The sequence below is a fragment of the Sphingomonas sp. LHG3406-1 genome (genome assembly GCF_029637485.1).
Classification (GTDB): Bacteria; Pseudomonadota; Alphaproteobacteria; order Sphingomonadales; family Sphingomonadaceae; genus Sphingomicrobium.
On sequence record NZ_CP069128.1, the window covers coordinates 139,572 to 156,535 of the forward strand.

Sequence of the window (16,964 nt, forward strand, 5' to 3'; positions counted from 1 at the left end):
TCCCTAACCCCGACCCCGCCCTTCGTCACCCCGGGCTTGACCCGGGGTCCGCCTTCTTCTTGTGAGGCAAGCAGCAACGGGTGACGGGGGTCGCATGAGCAGGGAAGTCCAGAAGGTCGAAGCTGCCGCCCTCCACGGCCGCCCCTTGCGCTATTTCGACCTGGTGATGGCGGCGTTCGTCACCATCCTCCTGCTCTCGAACATCCTAGGTGCCGGGAAGGTCGCTCAGGTCGACTTGCCGCTGATCGGCCTGTGGCCGTTCGGCGCGGGCATCCTCTTCTTCCCGCTGTCCTACGTGATCGGCGACGTGCTGACCGAGGTCTATGGCTATGCCCGGGCCCGCCGCTGCATCTGGGTCGGCACCGCCGCCCTCCTGTTCATGGCCTTCATGTCATGGGTCGTGGTCAAGCTGCCGCCGAGCCCCGACTGGGGCGGGCAGGGGGCCTACGAACAGGTGTTCGGCCAGGTCCCGCGCATCGTCCTTGCCTCGATCGTCGCCTTCTGGGCGGGCGAGTTCGTCAATTCGGTGGTGCTTGCCCGGATGAAAGTCTGGACCCAAGGCAGATATCTGTGGACCCGCACCATCGGCAGCACCATCGCCGGTCAGGGTGTGGACAGCTTGATCTTCTATCCGCTCGCTTTCTGGGGCGCCGCGGGGTGGAGTAATGACCTCGTCATCAAGGTGCTGTTGACGCAATGGGCGCTGAAGGTCGCGTGGGAAGCGCTTCTGACCCCGGTCACCTATGCGGTAGTGGGTGCCCTGAAGCGGCGCGAAGGAATGGATGTCTATGACGAACGTACGGATTTCACGCCTTTCGCTGCTCGCGTCTAGCCTCGCGCTCGGCGCCTGCGCGACCACGGGGCGGCCGACGATGTCGGTCGCCGCCGCGCCTGTTCCGGTCGAGGTGCAGATCCTCGGCCTGAACGACTTCCACGGCAATCTGGAGACGCCGCAGGACCCGGTGCCGCTGCGCAATGCCGACGGCACGACGTCGAAGATCCGCGCCGGCGGCGCCGCCCAGCTAGCGGCGACTCTGAAGCGCCTGCGTGCTGGACAGCAGAGCGTCACTGTCGCCGCCGGTGACCTGATCGGCGCGACTCCGCTCGTTTCCGCCTACTTCCTCGACGAGCCAACGATCCGGGCGCTGAGCCTCGCCGGCCTCGACCTCGCCGCGGTCGGCAACCACGAATTCGACAAGGGTGGCGCGGAGCTTCGCCGGATGCAGCAGGGCGGCTGCGACAAGCACACCAGCCGCACGCCCTGCGCGGTCGAGCCCCACCAGCCCGCCGGCTTCACCTATCTTGCGGCCAACGTCATCACCGCGGGCGGCTCGACCTTCTTCCCCGGCACCGCCGTCCGCCAGATCGGACCGGTCAAGGTCGGCTTCATCGGCATGACCCTGAAGGAAACTGCGACCCTGGTCACCCCAGCGGGGGTCGCCGGGCTCGACTTCGCCGACGAGGCCGGCACTGCCAATGCGCGGGTACCCAGGCTCAAGGCCGAAGGGGCCGACACGATCGTCCTCCTCCTCCACCAGGGCGGCCGCGTTCCGCCCGTCTACGACGCGCTCGGCTGCGACGGGCTGTCGGGGGGGATCGTGCCGATCCTCGACAAGCTCGATCCGGCCATTCGCGTGGTGGTCAGCGGCCACACGCATCATGCCTATGCCTGCGACGTCGAGGCGGGCGGCGCGCCGCGCCTGCTGACCAGCGCCGGCAAGAACGGCTACCTCGTCAGCGACATCCGCCTGACCTTCGATCCCGCCACCCGCCGGCTGACGAACGCGAAGGCCAGCAACGTGCCCGTCCTCGCCGAGCCCGATTCGCAGGTGCAGGCGCTGGTCGATCGCTATCTCGCCGCTGCCCGCCCGGCGGCGGAGCGGGTGGTCGGCCGGCTTTCCCGTCCCGCCCTCAAGGATCCGGACGATGGCGACAGCTCGGCCGGGAAGCTCATCGCCGACGCCCAGCTCGCCGCCACCCGCGCCGCCGACAAGGGTGGGGCGGAGATCGCCTTCATCAACTCGGGCGGAGTCCGCACCGACCTCGTCCCGCGGGCGGACGGCAGCGTCACCTTCGGCCAGATCTTCGCGACCCAGCCGTTCGGCAACAATCTGGTGGTGAAGAGCCTGACCGGCGCCCAGCTCAAGGCCCTGCTCGAACAGGGCTTTCGCGAGGCGGGCGGCAAGATCGTCGCAAGCTCGCTGCTGATCCCGTCCGAGGGCTTCGCCTATCGCTTCGACGTTTCGCGCGGGGACGGGCGGCGCATCACCGCCATGACTCTGAACGGCCGCCCGATCGACCCCGCGCGCACCTACCGCGTGACCGTCAACAACTTTCTCGCCAGCGGCGGCGACGGCTACAGCGTGCTGGCACAGGGCCGCGACGCGGTCGACGGCGGCCCCGACCTCGACGCGCTAGAGGCCTGGCTGGCGGGCAACCCGAAGGTGCCCGCCGGCAAGCGGATCAACGGCGGGGCTTGACGAACCGCAGCGTCATCCGGTCGCTCTCGCCGATCGCGACATATTTCGCTCGGTCCTGGTCACCGAGGCGCAGCGTCGGCGGGAGCGTCCAGACGCCTTGCGCCCAGTCAGCCGTGTCCTTGGGATTGGCGTTGATCTCGCTTGATCCGGCATAACGGAAGCCCGCCTGCTCGGCGAGCCTGCGGACGGTCGACACCTTGAGATAGCCGCTGCTCTTCTCGCGTGCGCTGTCCGCGCTCTCGGGCAGGCGGTGCTCCTCGATCCCGAGTACGCCGCCCGGCTTCAGCATGGCATACATCTGCTTGAACGCGAGGTCCGCGTAGGGCTGGTCGCCCATCGCCCAGTTGTGGACGTTGCGAAAGGTCAGGACGACGTCGGCGCTGCCGTCCGGAACGCCGGCCTGCCCCGTCTCGCGGATCGGAAAGGTCACCTGCTTGGCGCGGCCGTATAGGGCAGCATCCTTCTCGACGAGCCGCTTGAAGCCGCCGAGCCCGCGCTCGTTGGGCGCCGCGACATAATAGGTGCCGCCGCCGTTCAGAACGTAGGGCGCGAGGATCTCGCTGTACCAGCCGCCGCCCGGGAAGATCTCGACCACCGTCTGCTTGGGCCGCACGCCGAAGAAGGCGAGGGTGGCCTGTGGGTTGCGGTAGCGATCGCGGGCGCGATTGGCGTCGCTCCGCGCGGGGGTGGCGACCGCCGCGGCAAGCGCCTGGTTCTCGGCCCGGGCGAGCGTCGGAACGCGCATCTGCACGGCGGCAGTCGCCGCCGCGGCGGTGGCGAGGCCCGCACCGGCAAGGAGAAGAGCGATTGAGCGCATGATCGTTGGTCTCCTGAACGACAAATCGTTGGCGCCTTGTCGCCGGGTGCGCCCCCATTCGCAAGCCAGCCCGCCCAAATGCCAGCGTGGCGGCGCAAGGAAACAGAAGTTTAACGCCTCGGCTGCCATAGCGATGGCATGTCGGCCCGCTCGCGCACCGCACCAATTGCCGCGCCGCTCCTCTGGGCGGACGGATCGGCACTGCTGGACGCGCTGCCGATCGCCGCCGCGATCGTCGAACAGGATGGCTGCGGCAGCCCGCGAATCACCGCCTATAATGAGCGCTTCGCCGAGGCCGTTGCACTGTCGACAGCCGGAACGCTGGAAGCGGTCACCGAACAATGCCTTGACGGCGAGGGGATCATCGCAACCCATCTCGCCGCTTGGTTCCTCGACGTCGGCGCCAAGGCCGATCTCGACTTCCGCGACGGCGACGGCCTTTCCGCCCGCTTCTATCGGTTCAAGCTTGCGCCACTTCCATCGCAGCGGAACAGCCGCCGCGCCCTGTTGTCGGTCGTCGATCGCACCGCCGAGGTGCAAGCGGAACGCACCCTGCGCGCCGAGATGCTGCGCGACAGCCTGACCGGTCTTCCCAATCGCTTGGCCTTCACCGAAATGGTCGAGGCGGCGGCGCGCAAGGAGGATCCCGCCTTCACGGGCCATGCGGTGCTGGTCGTCGACATGCTCCGCTTCAGTCGCATCAACGAGAGCATGGGCAGCCTCGCCGGCGACGAACTGCTGATCACCTTCGCCCGTCGGCTCATCTCGGCGCTGCGAGCCGGCGACACCCTGGCACGGACCGGCGGCAATGAATTCGGGATCGTCGTCGCGCTCCGCCGCGGCACTGGCGACGCGCTCAAGGCCGCGTCACGAATCCAGGAAGCGATGAATGCGCCGTTCCGGCTGAGCGAGCTGGAGATCAAGGTGGAATGCGCCATCGGCCTTGCCATGATGCAGTCGGGGCAGGATCCGGAGGAGCTGTTCCGTAACGCCCAGTTCGCGGTCAAGCAGGCCAAGGCAAGCGGCAAGCCCGAGGTCTACAAGCCCAAGGAAGCGAGCCTCGCCCGCCGTCGCTTCTCGATCGAGACGGAGCTCCGCCGTGCGCTCGATCGCGACCTGCTCGAGCTCTTCTACCAGCCGTTGATCGACCTGCGTACCGGCGAAGTGTCCGGCTTCGAAGCGCTCGCCCGCTGGCATCATGAAGACCGCGGCGAGATCAGCCCGACCGAATTCATTCCCGTGGCGGAGGAGAGCGGCCTCATCCTCCACCTCGGCCGCTGGGCGATGAATCGAGCTGCGACGACCCTGGTGGGCTGGGATCGCGAGCTTGGCAAAAGGCTCCCCATATCGGTCGGCGTGAACCTGTCCGCCATCCAGGTCGCCCGCGACGATATCGCGTCGATGGTCGAAGGTACCCTCCGCACGACAGGCCTGACCGGCGACCGCTTGACGCTTGAACTTACCGAAAGCGCGATTGTCCAGGATCCGCGCCGCGCGACCCGTGTGTTCGATGCGCTGAAGGCGCTCGATACTACCGTCGCCATGGACGACTTCGGCACCGGCTATTCAAGCCTCGCCTATCTTCAGCGCCTGCCGATCGACGTGCTCAAGATCGACCGCAGCTTCGTCACCGGCATGATGGTCGACCCCGACAGCGTGGCGATCGTTCGCGCGGTGCTCGGCCTTGCCGACGCGCTTGGCATGACCACCACCGCCGAGGGCATTGAGAGCCGTGAGCTGGCGACGACCCTCGCGACCCTCGGCTGCGCGTCGGGCCAGGGCTACTTCTTTGCCAAGCCGCTCGAAGCAGGCGAAGCACTCACCCATTGGAAAAGCCGGTTGCGGACAGCCGCCCGCTGATCAGCCGCGCGGCGCGGCGGCTCGGGCAAGGCGATCGTTGATGGCGAGGCCGAGGCCTTCGCTCGGCACCGGAGCAACCGCAATGCGCGGGCGCGATGAAGCGTCGGCCTCATGCAGCAGGTCGAACAGACGCGCTGCGGCCTCCACCAGATCGCCCGATCGGCTGAGGCTGGAGTCGCCGCCCTGCGCTCCGAAGCCGATCCACCATTCGTCCGCCTCGGCCGAGACCGCATCCAGGCGGAGCGGCTTGGCCGGCGCATAATGGCTGGCGAGCATGCCCGGCGCCTCGACGGCGTTGCCGGTAACCGCCGTGGCGTCAGGCACCACGATCGGACCCGGACGGAGCAGCCGAAGCGGACCATCCGTGGCGGCGATAATCGTGCTTTCAAGACCATGCGCGGTGGCACCGCCGTCGATTACCAGCGGAATGCGCCCGTCGAGCGACGCCAGCACATGGGCAGCACGCGTCGGGCTGATGCGTCCGCTGGCATTGGCGCTTGGTGCGGCCAGCGGACGGCCGCTCGCTTGAAGCAAGGCGCGCATGGCGGGATGGGCAGGAACGCGCAGCGCGATGGTCGGTAGGCCCGCGGTGACCAGGCTCGCCACCGGGCTGTTCTCCGCCAGCGGCACGACGAGCGTGAGCGGACCCGGCCAGTACGCCCCTGCCAGCGCTTCCGCCGCGGCGCCGAGCCGGCCCAGCCTCCGAGCGGCATCGAGGTCCGGCACATGGACGATCAGCGGATTAAAGCTCGGCCTCCCCTTGGCCTTGTAGATGCGCGCGACCGCTTCCGCGTTCGTGGCATCCGCGGCGAGGCCGTAGACGGTCTCGGTCGGCACCGCGACCGGAAGGCCGTCGCGGATCAGCGCTGTGGCTTCGGCAATCGCCTCCGGGCCGAATGGCCGTAGCTCGGTCCTCTTGCCCGTCATGCCGCCGCCGCTATGGCAAAGCGGAAGTCATCACAAGGGAATGGACGAACCTATGGCGCTTCGCTGCCCGGTCGAGGAACAGCGCTTCGTGCTCGAGCATGTGGTGCGGATTTCGGAGCTCACCAACGATTCTGACATTGTCGAGGCGGTGCTGGAGGGTGCGGCCCAGTATGCGGAAGGCGCCGTCGAGCCGCTGAACCGCGTCGGCGACACTGTGGGTGCGCGCTGGTCGCCGGATGGCGTCGCGATGCCGAAGGGCTTCCACGAAGCCTATCGCCAGTTCGTCGACGGCGGCTGGGGCACCATCAGCGCGCCCGAGGATGCCGGCGGGCAGGGCCTGCCGCTGTCGCTTGGCGCTGCGGTGATGGAGGACCTGAACGCCGCCAACCTCGCGTTCGCTCTCTGCCCGATGCTGACGATGGGCGCCATCGAAGCAATCGAGGCGCACGGCAGCCCCGAGCAGAAGCGCGATTATCTGCCGAAGATTGTCAGCGGCGAATGGCCGGCGACCATGAACCTGACCGAGCCGCAGGCCGGGTCCGACGTCGGTGCGCTCAGGACCAGAGCGGTGCCGGTCGGCGACGGCTCGTGGAGGATCGCGGGTTCGAAGATCTACATCACCTATGGCGAGCATGACCTTGCCGACAACATCATCCACCTCGTGCTCGCTCGTACCCCCGACGCGCCCGTGGGGACTCGCGGAATCTCGCTCTTCCTGGTCCCCAAGATCCTGCCCGACGGCAGCCGCAACGATCTTCGCTGCGCCTCGGTCGAGCACAAGCTCGGCATCCACGCGAGCCCGACCTGCACCATGGCTTATGGCGACAATGGCGGGGCGACCGGGTGGCTGATCGGGCCGGAGCATGGCGGCATGCGGGCCATGTTCACGATGATGAACAATGCCCGCCTCAACGTCGGCCTGCAGGGAGTGGGGATCGCCGAGGCGGCGACGCAGCGCGCCGTCGCCTATGCGCTCGGGCGGGTCCAGTCAGCCCGCGCGGGCGGGGTCAGCAAGGATGCGGTCGCCATCCACGAACATCCCGACGTCCGCCGCATGCTGCTGCGGATGCGGGCGCTGACCATGGGGGCGAGGGCGCTTGCCTACTACGCCTTCGGTCAGATCGACCGTGGCCACCGCGGCGACGCCCAGGCGGCGATGCGCGGCGACGTGCTGACGCCCCTCGTCAAGGCCTGGGGTACTGACGTCGGCTGTGAGGTCGCCAGCATCGGCATCCAGGTCCATGGCGGCATGGGCTATGTCGAGGAGACGGGCGCCGCCCAGTATTTCCGCGACGCGCGCATCGCCCCCATCTACGAGGGCACCAACGGCATCCAGGCGGCGGACCTCGTCGGGCGCAAGCTTGGCCTCGACGGCGGCCTCGCCTTCGACGGCCTGATCGCCGACATCCGCGCCGAGATCGAGGAACCAGCGCTGGTCGCACTGGCCGATGCGGTCGAGATCGCCGCGACGAGCCTCCGTGCCGCCGGCCATGACGACAAGCTCGCCGGAAGCTATCCTTTCCTCACCATGTGCTCGGTGCTGACAGCCGGCTGGCTGCTCGAGCGGCAGGCGAGGGCGGCGACCGGCGAATCGCCGTTTGCGCGGGCGAAGCGTGCGGCTGCGGGTTATTTCAGCAGCGTTGTAGTGCCCGAAGCGCTCGGGCTGGCGGCTGGTGCCGAGGCCGGTGCGGCCCTGCTTTACGCGGTCGAAGCGGAAGCGCTGGCCTAGCTGCGCTCGAGCAGTTCCGCCGGATCGATCCCCAGCCGGTCCATCTTGGCCCGCACCGCCGGCCATTCCTCGCGGATGAAGATGTCGCGCTCGCTGGTCGACAGCCGCTCGCGCGCGCCGTCGGCGACGAACATGCCGATGCCGCGGCGGACGATGATCAGGCCCTCGTCCTGGAAGCCCTGATAGGCTTTGGCGACGGTCAGCGGGTTGGCACCCTGCTCGGCGGCGAAGGCGCGAACCGAGGGGAGGGGATCGCCGTCGCGGTAGCGGCCGGACAATATGGCTTCGGAAATGATGTCGCGAAGCCGGACATAGACCGGCTTGGCGTCGGAACGGCCGCGTAGCGTCATGCTGTCCTAATACGGTGCGGCGCGAAAAGTTGCAAGCGCGACGTTAGAGCGGCGCAGCCCAGCGGCGGATGACCTGCGCCGGCGCGGGACGAGGCCGTTCTTCCAGTTCCCGTCCCGGCGAGCCGACGAAGAAAAAGCCGGCGATCCGCTCGTCGGGACCGACAGCGAACGCTTCGCGCACCAGTGGATCGTAGGCGGCCCAGCCGGTCAGCCAGCTGCCGACGAAGCCATGCGCATGGACGGCGTGGAGCAGGTTCATCGCCGCCGCGCCAACCGACAATTCCTGCTCCCACACCGGAATCTTGTGGCCGGCGATCGGTGCCGAGAGCATCACCACCAGTGCCTCGCCGGACCGCGCGAAATCGGCAGCCTTCTGCCGGTGCGCCGCGCCGGGCGGCGGCTCCTGCGCATCGAGCGCGCGGTCGAGCAAGGCGGCGAACTCCTCCCGCTGGTCCGCGGCGACGATCACGAATCGCCACGGGAAGAGCTTGCCATGATCCGGCGTTCGCGCGGCAAGCTGCAGGATGGCGTCCAGTTGCTCGTCCGTCGGACCTGGCCCGACCATCTCGCGTGCCCGTCCCGAGCGGCGGGTCGCAAGGTAGCGAAGCGGGGAGGAGAGGTCGTTGAACATGGGCGCCGGCGACATAGGCACGCCATGCGTTCGTCACAATGCGCTTGGCAGCGCCATTTTCGTGTCTAAGGTGCCGCGCCACGCCAGGGCCCAAGGGCCCGTAACCATCTATTTGCGTCAAAGGTGCTTCGAGACATGGCCACCACCACACTCGATCATGGGGACAGCCGGGGAACCTTCCTTGGCCATCCCAAGGGTCTCTTCGTGCTGTTCTTCGCCGAAATGTGGGAGCGCTTTTCCTACTATGGCATGCGCGCGCTGCTGATCTTCTACCTGACGCAGCACTGGCTCTTTTCGGACTCTCAGGCCGGCCTGATCTACGGCGCCTATACCGCCCTGGTGTACATCACGCCGGTGCTCGGCGGTTATCTGGCCGACCGCTATCTGGGGCAGCGAAAGGCGGTCACATACGGGGCCGTGCTGCTGACCTTCGGCCACTTCCTGATGGGGTTCGAAGGCGATGGCGGACAGGATGCCGCCAGCCTCAACATCTTCTGGCTGGCGCTGGCCTTCATCATCGTCGGCTCGGGCTTCCTCAAGGCCAACATCTCGGTCATCGTCGGACAGCTCTACCCGCGTACAGACGTTCGCCGCGACGGTGCCTACACCATCTTCTACATGGGAATTAATCTCGGCGCCGCGCTCGGCTCGCTGCTCTGCGGCTACGTCGGCCAGACTTACGGCTGGGCTTACGGCTTCGGCCTTGCCGGCATCGGCATGCTGCTCGGCCTCATCGTGTTCGTCGCCTTCAAGGGCCTGTTGATCGGCCGCGGTGAAGCTCCCGACGCGGAACGGCTGAACCGCCGGGTCATGGGCATCAAGTTCGAGTGGCTGCTGTACCTCGTCGGAATCCTCGCCGTTGGCATCTGCTGGTGGATGGTGCAGAATCAGGCGATCGTGGGCACCTTCCTTGGTGTCGCCGGCCTGATCCTGGTGTCGTACGTACTCTACTCGGCGGTCGCCAAGCTCGACCGCGAAGCGCGCGATCGTATCTTCGCCGCCATGTTCCTGATCATCGGCTCGATCCTGTTCTGGGCCCTGTTCGAGCAGGCAGGGTCGTCGCTGAACCTGTACACCGACCGATACGTCGATCGCGCCGGCGTTCCGGCGTCGATGTTTCAGTCGATCAATGCCATCTACATCGTGCTCTTGGCGCCGTTCTTCGCCGCGCTTTGGACCTGGCTCGGTCGCCGCGGGCTGGAGCCTTCGGCCCCGGCCAAGTTCGGCCTTGCGCTGATGCAGCTCGGCCTCGGCTTCCTGGTGCTGGTGTGGGGCGCGGCAACGGGTGATCTCACCCCGGTGCTGTTCATCTTCCTCATCTACCTCCTCCACACCACGGGCGAGCTCTGCCTGTCGCCGGTTGGCCTGTCGGCGATGAACCGCCTGGCCCCGGCGCACATGGCGAGCCTCATCATGGGCACCTGGTTCTTCGCCTCGGCCACCGGCAATTTCGTCGCCGGCCTGATCGCCGCGGCAACGGGGTCGGAAGCGGCCTCGGGCGAAGGCGCGGGCAAGGAGACGGTGCTTGCCGTCTACAGCCAGATCGGCTGGATCGCGATCGGCGTCGGCGTGGCCGTGCTGGTCATCTCGCCGCTGATCAAGAAGCTCATGCACCTCGACACGCTGCGCGACGACGAGGACCTTGCCGGCCGCGCGGAGATGGGCGGCGACCGCGGACAGGACGCGGGCATGTTCCCGCAGGGCGAAACGGCCCCCAACACGCGGAAGGGCTGAAGCACATGCGGGGGGCATTGATCGGAGCATCGGTCGCGGCACTGGCACTCGCCGGCTGCGCGACCACCGGCTCGGCGGAAAAGGACTCGGGCGAAAGGGTCGCGATCGCCTCCGATCCCTTCCCCTCCACTTACCAGCGCTATCCCGGCGCGCCGGTGCTGATCACCGGCGTCACCATCCTCGACGGCGAGGGCGGGCGGATCGACAATGGCCAGGTCTATCTTGCCGACGGCAAGGTCCGGGCCCTCGGGCCGACCGTCTCGGCGCCGGCGGGCACCGCGACGATCGATGGCACCGGGAAATATGTCACCCCCGGCATCATCGACGTCCACAGCCATCTTGGCGACTATCCCTCGCCGGGTGTCCAGGCGCACGACGACGGCAATGAGGCGACCGGCCCGTCGCGTCCCGAGGTCTGGGCCGAACATAGCGTCTGGCCGCAGGACCCCGGTTTCTCCCGCGCGCTTGCCAATGGCGGCGTGACCGCGCTGCAGATTCTGCCGGGTTCGGCAAACCTGTTCGGCGGCCGTTCGGTCACGCTCAAGAACGTGCCCGCCCGCACCGTCCAGGGCATGAAGTTCCCCGGCGCGCCCTACGGCCTCAAGATGGCCTGCGGCGAGAATCCCAAGCGCGTCTATGGGGACAAGGGCGGCCCTGCCACCCGCATGGGCAATATCGCCGTCACCCGCCAGACCTGGATCCAGGCCAAGGCCTACAAGGCCAAGTGGGACAATTATGAAGCCGAAGGCGGCGAGGCGCCCGACCAGGACCTCGCCATGGACACGCTGCGGGGCGTGCTCGACGGCAAGATCCTTGTCCACAACCATTGCTACCGCGCCGACGAGATGGCGATCATGATCGACCTCTCGAAGGAGGCCGGCTACCGGATCGGCACCTTCCACCACGCGGTGGAGAGCTACAAGATCGCCGACCTGCTCGCCCGCGAGGGCATCTGCTCGGCGATGTGGGCCGACTGGTACGGCTTCAAGATGGAAGCCTATGACGGAATCCGCGAGAACATCCCGTTCGTCGACCGCGCCGGCGCCTGCGCCATCGTCCATTCCGACGACGCGAACGGTATTCAGCGCCTCAATCAGGAAGCCGCCAAGGCGATGGCCGCCGGCCGCCGCGCCGGGCTCGCCATCACCGAGGAATATGCCTGGCGCTGGCTCAGCATGAACCCGGCCAAGGCGATCGGCGTGTTCGACCAGACTGGCAGCCTCAAGGCCGGCAAGAACGCCGATGTCGTGCTGTGGAACGGCAACCCCTTCAGCACCTACACCCGCCCCGAGCGCGTGTGGGTCGACGGCGCCCTCATGTACGACGCCAACAATCCGCGGCTCCGGCCGGTCAGCGACTTCGAGCTCGGCCAGCCGGGCGAAGGAGATGTGAAGTGACGCGCTCGACCAAGGTCCGTCCGAGCCGGGCGGCGTTTCTCGCCGGTCTTGCGCTCCTCGCCGCGCCGGCCACTGCCCAGACCATCGCCGTTACCGGCGGCACCGTGGCACTCGGCGATGGCTCCGCGCCCATCCCGGGCGGCACCGTGGTGATCCGCGACGGCCGGGTGGTCGCCGCGGGCGCCAACATTGCCATTCCTGCCGGCGCCCGCACCATCGACGCTACCGGCAAGTGGGTAACGCCCGGCATCATCGCCGGCTTTTCCCGCCTCGGCCTCACCGATGTCGATGCGGTCGCGCAGGCCAATGACGTCAGCGCCGATGGCCCGTTCAGCGCCGCGCTCGACATGAGCCGGGCAATCAACCCCAAGGCCGCGCCGGTCGCCATCAACCGCGCCGAGGGCGTCACCCGCGCCATCGTCGCGCCGTCAGTCGGCAAGTCGATCTTCGCCGGGCAGGGCGCCCTGATCGACACCGGCGCCGACGAGGAGGCGGTCACCCGCGCGCGGCTGTTCCAGTTCGTCGAGCTTGGCGAGCAGGGCTCCGACCAGGCGGGCGGAAGCCGGGCGGCCGCTCACGCGCTCCTCCGCAACGCCCTTCGCGAAGCGCAGCAGATCTCCGGCGGCGCTGCGCCCTCGGGCCGTGACCAGAGCGGCCGGACGGTCGACGATCCCCGCAACGACCCGGTCGTCGCCAACCCCAACGAGTCCCGCTCCTACGAGGCGCGGCGCAACCAGGACGTGCTGCTCACCCGCTATGACGCGGTGGCGCTGGTGCCGGTCATCCGCGGGCGCCAGATTCTGCTCGTCCATGTCGAGCGGGCGTCCGACCTTCGCCAGGTGATCGCCCTCAAGCGCGAATTCCCATCGCTCCGGCTGGTCATCGTCGGCGCGGACGAGGGCTGGACCGTGGCCCGCGAACTGGCGGCCGCGAACATCCCGGTCATCGCCTCGGCATTGAGTGACCTGCCGAGCCAGTTCGAGACCCTCGCCGCGACCCAGAGCAACATCGGCCGCATGCGTGCCGCCGGCGTCCGCGTGGCGATCGGCACCATCAACGACGACGACACCCGCATGGCCTTTCGTGCTCGCTGGTATGCTGGAAATCTGGTCGCCCTGACCAAATTGCCCGGCGCGTCCGGCCTCAGCTGGGGCGAAGCGTTACGGGCGATTACCTCGGCACCCGCCGAAGCGCTCGGCATCGGTGACGAGGTCGGTAGCCTCGCACCCGGCCGTCGCGGCGACCTTGTCATTTGGAACAGCGATCCGCTCGACAACATGAGCGCGGCGGAAGCGGTGTTCATCGACGGCGTCCAGCAGCCGCTCGACACCCGCCAGACCAAGCTCCGCGACCGCTATCGCACGCTCGAGCGCGGCGCGCTTCCGGAGGCCTACCGGCGGTGAGCGCGGTGGGCGTGGTGGCCGGCTTCGGCGCGGCCTTCATCGCGACTCACCTGCTCATGTCCCATCCGCTTCGCCAGCCGCTGTCGAAGCGGCTCGGCGGGGCCGGCTTCCAGGCGCTCTATTCGGTCATCGCCCTGGCATTGTTCGGAGGCATGATTTGGGCGCGCAAGGGGGCCGGCACCGAGGCGTGGCTGTGGCAGCCGTCGCCGCCGATGTGGATCGCGGCCGCCTTGCTGACCTGGTTCGCCTCCGTCCTTCTCGTCGGCTCGTTCCGGCGCAATCCGGCGATGGTCACCTTCGGCCCCGGCAGCGAAGTCAGGATCGGTCAGCCCGAGGGGTTTTTCGCCTGACGCGGCACCCGATGATGTGGAGCTTCGCCTTGTGGGCGGTCAGCCACATGATGGTGCAGCCGGAGCCGTCCGCTTTGGTCCTCGCCGCCGTGGTGCTGGTCATGGCGCTGGCCGGATCGGCCGGTCAGGACGTCAAGAAGCGCCGCCATCTCGGCCCGGCATGGGAGCAATGGGTCTCGCGCACCAGCTTCGTCCCCTTCGGCCGCGGCATCCATGCGCCCGGCACTTTCGCGTCGGTCGGCGGCACTTTGCTGTGGTTCGGCGCGACCTGGCTTCATCCAATTCCTGTCGGGGTCTGGGCTCTGTCCTGACCGCGCGCTAAGGGCGGCAAATGCCTCGCAAATTCTTCGGCACCGACGGTATCCGCGGCCTCACCAACACCGAGCCGATGACGGCAGCGATCGCGCTCAAGGTCGGCCAGGCCGCGGGCGCGCATTTCCTTCGCGGATCGCACCGCCACCGCGTGGTCATCGGCAAGGACACGCGCCTGTCCGGCTACATGGTCGAAAGCGCGCTGGTCGCTGGCTTCACCAGCGTCGGCATGGACGTCGTGCTGCTCGGACCGATGCCGACGCCCGCCGTCGCCATGCTCACCCGCTCGATGCGCGCAGACCTAGGGGTGATGATCTCGGCAAGCCACAATCCCTTCGCGGACAATGGCATCAAGCTGTTCGGCCCCGACGGCTACAAGCTCAGCGACGAGGATGAGCTGGCGATCGAGGCCTTGCTGGAAAGGGAGGTCGAGCTGGTCGAGGCGGGACGGATCGGCCGCGCCAAGCGCATCGACGACGCTCGGGGCCGCTACGTCCACTTCGCCAAGTCGACCTTTCCGGAGCGCCTCCGTCTGGACGGGCTCAAGATCGTCGTCGATTGCGCCAATGGCGCTGCCTACCATGTCGCTCCCGACGCCTTGTGGGAGCTTGGCGCCGAGGTCATCTCTCTCGGGGTTCAGCCGAACGGCACCAACATCAATGACGAATGCGGTTCGACGCATCCGGAGCTACTCCAGGAGACAGTGGTCGCCAGCGGCGCGGACATCGGCCTCGCCCTTGATGGTGACGCCGATCGGCTGATCGTCGTGGACGAGACCGGCAAAGTGATCGACGGCGACCAGTTGATGGCCTTGATCGCGCTCGACCAGCAGCGCCAAGGCCTGCTCCGCGGCGACGGCGTGGTCGCAACGGTCATGAGCAACCTCGGGCTCGAGCGGCGGCTTTCCGAAGCAGGTCTCAAGCTTCACCGCACCAAAGTCGGCGACCGCTATGTCTTGGAAGGCATGCGGGAGACCGGCTGCAATGTCGGCGGCGAGCAGTCGGGACACATCATTCTTGCCGATCATGCGACCACCGGCGACGGGCTGGTGGCGGGCCTGCAGATCCTTGCTGCGCTGGTCGCCCAGGAAAAGGCCGCCAGCATGCTCCTCAACCAGTTCGAACCGGTGCCCCAGCTTCTGCGCAACGTCCGTTTCCAGGGTGGCGCGCCGCTTGACGAGCCGGCGGTCCGGGCCTCGATCGCCGATGCCGAGCGGCAGCTGGACGGCCGCGGGCGGCTGGTCATCCGCAAGAGCGGAACCGAGCCGCTCATCCGGGTCATGGCCGAAGGGGACGATGCCGCCGAAGTGGATGCGGTAGTCGCGCGCATCTGCGCTGCGGTCGAGCAGGCGGCCGCCTGATGCTGGCAATGAAAGAACACTGCGAGCGCTGCGGTGAAGCGCTCCCGGCGCATCTGCCCGGCGCCTTCATCTGCAGCTTCGAATGCACCTTCTGCAGCCCATGCGCCGAACAGCTGGACGAGCGTTGTCCCAATTGCCGTGGTGAACTGCTCGACCGTCCGACGCGTTCGAAAGCCGCAGCCAAAGCAAAATCTTAAGGTCGGCTGCGGCAGGGCAGGGGACGATGACGCGCAAGACCATTCCCCGGATCCTGATCATCGCCGGCTCCGACAGCGGGGGCGGTGCTGGAATCCAGGCCGACATCAAGACCGTCACCATGCTCGGTGGCCATGCCATGACCGCAATCACCGCCGTCACCGCGCAGAACAGTCTCGGAGTCGATGCCGTCCATCCGGTCCCGGCCGAAACGGTGCTCGCGCAAATCGATTCGGTGATCGCCGACTTTGGCGTCGATGCGATCAAGATCGGGATGATCGGCTCGGCCTTCACCGCACGGGTAGTGGCAGAGCGGCTGGCCGCGCTCGAGCAGCGGGTGCCACTGGTGTTCGATCCCGTCATGGTCGCGACCAGCGGCGCGACGCTGGCTGACGAGGCGACCGTCGCGGCGTTCGGCGCGCTGATGGACCTCGCCACCATCGTCACGCCCAATCTTCCCGAACTCCATCGGCTGACCGGCAAGGAAGACCCGATCGAAGGCGCGCTGGGCCTCGTCTCCGGCCATCGTTGCGCGGTGCTGGTGAAGGGCGGCCATGATGAGGGCGAAGCCGTCGCCGATGCGCTGATCGAAGAAGACAATATGACCAGCTGGCAGGGCACGCGGATCGATACGCCGCACAGCCACGGCACCGGTTGCACCCTCGCCAGCGCCATTGCGGTGGGCCTGGCCGAAGGCCGCTCGCTTGCCGAATCGGTCGCGCAGGCGCGGGTGTTCGTCCGCATGGCTCTGCTGGAAGCACCAGGCATCGGTGGCGGGAACGGACCGATGGGTCATGGCCGGGTCCGGCTCGATACCGGCGGCAGTCCGCGCCTCAATCAGGTCACTGTCACGGGCCGGGATTATGCGGCGCAGGTGGCCTTCTATCGCAAGCTCGGGCTCCAGCAGATCGTCGACAGCCCGGACAATGGCTATGCCCGCTTCGAGACCTGGGGCGGCGCCACCTTCTCTGTCCAGATCGACCCCGAGGAGGAGATTGCGGCCACCAGCGCCGTTTATTTCGAGTGCGACGACCTGGACGATCGCGTCGAGACGCTTGCCCGCGGCGGCATCGTCTTTGAACATGGTCCGCGCAAGCAGCCGTGGATGTGGCACGAAGCACGGCTCCGCGACCCAGCCGGGAACATCGTCTTCCTCTACCAGGCGGGGGAAGCGCGCCGCTTCCCACCGTGGCGAATCGGCCAGCCCTGATACAATCCGGTGCAATCGCGCGCATTTACCTTGCATTTAATAAAACCGAACTGGTAGCGATCTTCTCCATGATGGCTGCTGGAGCAGCAGCCTTGGCTCAGAAGGCGTGCGCGATGAAGAAGACTTGGAAGAAACCCGAACTGAAGCGCATGGTCGCCGGCGCGGCGGAGAATGGTCCCAGCAACTTCCGCTCGGACGGTCCGAACAAT

The 16,964-nt window shown here is 67.7% G+C and carries 16 protein-coding genes; 12 read left to right on the forward strand and 4 right to left on the reverse strand.

All coding sequences use genetic code 11. From position 1 onward, the window contains the following. The first annotated feature begins 94 nt into the window (after window positions 1–94). Window positions 95–832 (forward strand): queuosine precursor transporter, encoded by a 738-nt coding sequence (locus JOY29_RS00695; RefSeq protein WP_300974283.1) that lies wholly within the window; start codon window positions 95–97, stop codon window positions 830–832. Further along, window positions 789–2,480 (forward strand): bifunctional metallophosphatase/5'-nucleotidase, encoded by a 1,692-nt coding sequence (locus JOY29_RS00700; protein WP_300974284.1) that lies wholly within the window; start codon window positions 789–791, stop codon window positions 2,478–2,480. Before JOY29_RS00695 ends, JOY29_RS00700 begins: the two co-directional genes overlap by 44 nt. Here JOY29_RS00700 and JOY29_RS00705 read toward each other — a convergent pair. Further along, window positions 2,464–3,225, reverse strand: a complete 762-nt coding sequence (locus JOY29_RS00705; protein WP_300975562.1) for a class I SAM-dependent methyltransferase — start codon at window positions 3,223–3,225, stop codon at window positions 2,464–2,466. The two genes, JOY29_RS00700 and JOY29_RS00705, sit on opposite strands and share 17 nt — an antisense overlap. Before the next feature lie 210 nt (window positions 3,226–3,435). On the opposite strand from JOY29_RS00705, the gene JOY29_RS00710 reads away from it, so the two are divergent. Beyond that, on the forward strand, window positions 3,436–5,157 hold the full coding sequence (locus JOY29_RS00710) for an EAL domain-containing protein (RefSeq protein ID WP_300974285.1): 1,722 nt from the start codon (window positions 3,436–3,438) through the stop codon (window positions 5,155–5,157). Here the strand turns inward: JOY29_RS00710 and JOY29_RS00715 are convergent, their stop codons facing one another. Then, window positions 5,158–6,084 (reverse strand): L-threonylcarbamoyladenylate synthase, encoded by a 927-nt coding sequence (locus JOY29_RS00715; protein WP_300974286.1) that lies wholly within the window; start codon window positions 6,082–6,084, stop codon window positions 5,158–5,160. A gap of 52 nt (window positions 6,085–6,136) precedes the next feature. Between JOY29_RS00715 and JOY29_RS00720 the strand changes: the two genes are divergently transcribed. Further along, window positions 6,137–7,813 (forward strand): acyl-CoA dehydrogenase, encoded by a 1,677-nt coding sequence (locus JOY29_RS00720; protein ID WP_300974287.1) that lies wholly within the window; start codon window positions 6,137–6,139, stop codon window positions 7,811–7,813. Here the strand turns inward: JOY29_RS00720 and JOY29_RS00725 are convergent. Further along, window positions 7,810–8,163 (reverse strand): GntR family transcriptional regulator, encoded by a 354-nt coding sequence (locus JOY29_RS00725; protein WP_300974288.1) that lies wholly within the window; start codon window positions 8,161–8,163, stop codon window positions 7,810–7,812. The genes JOY29_RS00720 and JOY29_RS00725 overlap by 4 nt on opposite strands. Window positions 8,164–8,206: 43 nt before the next feature. Next, window positions 8,207–8,794, reverse strand: a complete 588-nt coding sequence (locus tag JOY29_RS00730; RefSeq protein WP_300975563.1) for a nitroreductase — start codon at window positions 8,792–8,794, stop codon at window positions 8,207–8,209. A gap of 135 nt (window positions 8,795–8,929) precedes the next feature. Between JOY29_RS00730 and JOY29_RS00735 the strand changes: the two genes are divergently transcribed. The 8 genes from JOY29_RS00735 to thiD are packed head-to-tail and all read left to right on the forward strand — an operon-like array spanning window position 8,930 to window position 16,755. Next, the gene (locus JOY29_RS00735; protein WP_300974289.1) at window positions 8,930–10,528 is read left to right on the forward strand and encodes a peptide MFS transporter; all 1,599 of its coding nucleotides are present in this window, start codon (window positions 8,930–8,932) and stop codon (window positions 10,526–10,528) included. A 5-nt stretch (window positions 10,529–10,533) separates the two neighbouring features. Further along, the gene (locus tag JOY29_RS00740) at window positions 10,534–11,925 is read left to right on the forward strand and encodes an amidohydrolase (RefSeq protein ID WP_300974290.1); all 1,392 of its coding nucleotides are present in this window, start codon (window positions 10,534–10,536) and stop codon (window positions 11,923–11,925) included. Then, on the forward strand, window positions 11,922–13,328 hold the full coding sequence (locus JOY29_RS00745) for an amidohydrolase family protein (protein WP_300974291.1): 1,407 nt from the start codon (window positions 11,922–11,924) through the stop codon (window positions 13,326–13,328). Before JOY29_RS00740 ends, JOY29_RS00745 begins: the two co-directional genes overlap by 4 nt. Further along, window positions 13,325–13,678, forward strand: coding sequence for an NnrU family protein (locus JOY29_RS00750; RefSeq protein WP_300974292.1), 354 nt, complete (start codon window positions 13,325–13,327; stop codon window positions 13,676–13,678). Before JOY29_RS00745 ends, JOY29_RS00750 begins: the two co-directional genes overlap by 4 nt. 11 nt (window positions 13,679–13,689) lie before the next feature. Next, the gene (locus tag JOY29_RS00755; protein WP_300974293.1) at window positions 13,690–13,989 is read left to right on the forward strand and encodes an NnrU family protein; all 300 of its coding nucleotides are present in this window, start codon (window positions 13,690–13,692) and stop codon (window positions 13,987–13,989) included. A gap of 20 nt (window positions 13,990–14,009) precedes the next feature. Beyond that, on the forward strand, window positions 14,010–15,350 hold the full coding sequence (gene glmM, locus JOY29_RS00760) for a phosphoglucosamine mutase (protein ID WP_300974294.1): 1,341 nt from the start codon (window positions 14,010–14,012) through the stop codon (window positions 15,348–15,350). Continuing rightward, on the forward strand, window positions 15,350–15,547 hold the full coding sequence (locus tag JOY29_RS00765) for a DUF1272 domain-containing protein (RefSeq protein WP_300974295.1): 198 nt from the start codon (window positions 15,350–15,352) through the stop codon (window positions 15,545–15,547). The genes glmM and JOY29_RS00765 overlap by 1 nt, the downstream gene beginning before the upstream one ends. 26 nt (window positions 15,548–15,573) lie before the next feature. Then, window positions 15,574–16,755 (forward strand): bifunctional hydroxymethylpyrimidine kinase/phosphomethylpyrimidine kinase, encoded by a 1,182-nt coding sequence (gene thiD, locus JOY29_RS00770; RefSeq protein ID WP_300974296.1) that lies wholly within the window; start codon window positions 15,574–15,576, stop codon window positions 16,753–16,755. Window positions 16,756–16,964: the final 209 nt, after the last annotated feature.

Excerpts from the sequence above, each read along its gene's own strand:
- JOY29_RS00740 (WP_300974290.1), top strand. The coding sequence starts at position 10,534 with ATGCGGGGGGCATTGATCGGAGCATCGGTCGCGGCACTGGCACTCGCC.
- glmM (WP_300974294.1), top strand. The coding sequence starts at position 14,010 with ATGCCTCGCAAATTCTTCGGCACCGACGGTATCCGCGGCCTCACCAAC.
- JOY29_RS00730 (WP_300975563.1), bottom strand. The coding sequence starts at position 8,794 with ATGTTCAACGACCTCTCCTCCCCGCTTCGCTACCTTGCGACCCGCCGC.
- JOY29_RS00705 (WP_300975562.1), bottom strand. The coding sequence starts at position 3,225 with ATGCGCGTTCCGACGCTCGCCCGGGCCGAGAACCAGGCGCTTGCCGCG.
- JOY29_RS00700 (WP_300974284.1), top strand. The coding sequence starts at position 789 with ATGACGAACGTACGGATTTCACGCCTTTCGCTGCTCGCGTCTAGCCTC.
- JOY29_RS00725 (WP_300974288.1), bottom strand. The coding sequence starts at position 8,163 with ATGACGCTACGCGGCCGTTCCGACGCCAAGCCGGTCTATGTCCGGCTT.
- thiD (WP_300974296.1), top strand. The coding sequence starts at position 15,574 with ATGACGCGCAAGACCATTCCCCGGATCCTGATCATCGCCGGCTCCGAC.
- JOY29_RS00695 (WP_300974283.1), top strand. The coding sequence starts at position 95 with ATGAGCAGGGAAGTCCAGAAGGTCGAAGCTGCCGCCCTCCACGGCCGC.
- JOY29_RS00710 (WP_300974285.1), top strand. The coding sequence starts at position 3,436 with ATGTCGGCCCGCTCGCGCACCGCACCAATTGCCGCGCCGCTCCTCTGG.
- JOY29_RS00715 (WP_300974286.1), bottom strand. The coding sequence starts at position 6,084 with ATGACGGGCAAGAGGACCGAGCTACGGCCATTCGGCCCGGAGGCGATT.
- JOY29_RS00720 (WP_300974287.1), top strand. The coding sequence starts at position 6,137 with ATGGCGCTTCGCTGCCCGGTCGAGGAACAGCGCTTCGTGCTCGAGCAT.
- JOY29_RS00755 (WP_300974293.1), top strand. The coding sequence starts at position 13,690 with ATGATGTGGAGCTTCGCCTTGTGGGCGGTCAGCCACATGATGGTGCAG.
- JOY29_RS00765 (WP_300974295.1), top strand. The coding sequence starts at position 15,350 with ATGCTGGCAATGAAAGAACACTGCGAGCGCTGCGGTGAAGCGCTCCCG.
- JOY29_RS00735 (WP_300974289.1), top strand. The coding sequence starts at position 8,930 with ATGGCCACCACCACACTCGATCATGGGGACAGCCGGGGAACCTTCCTT.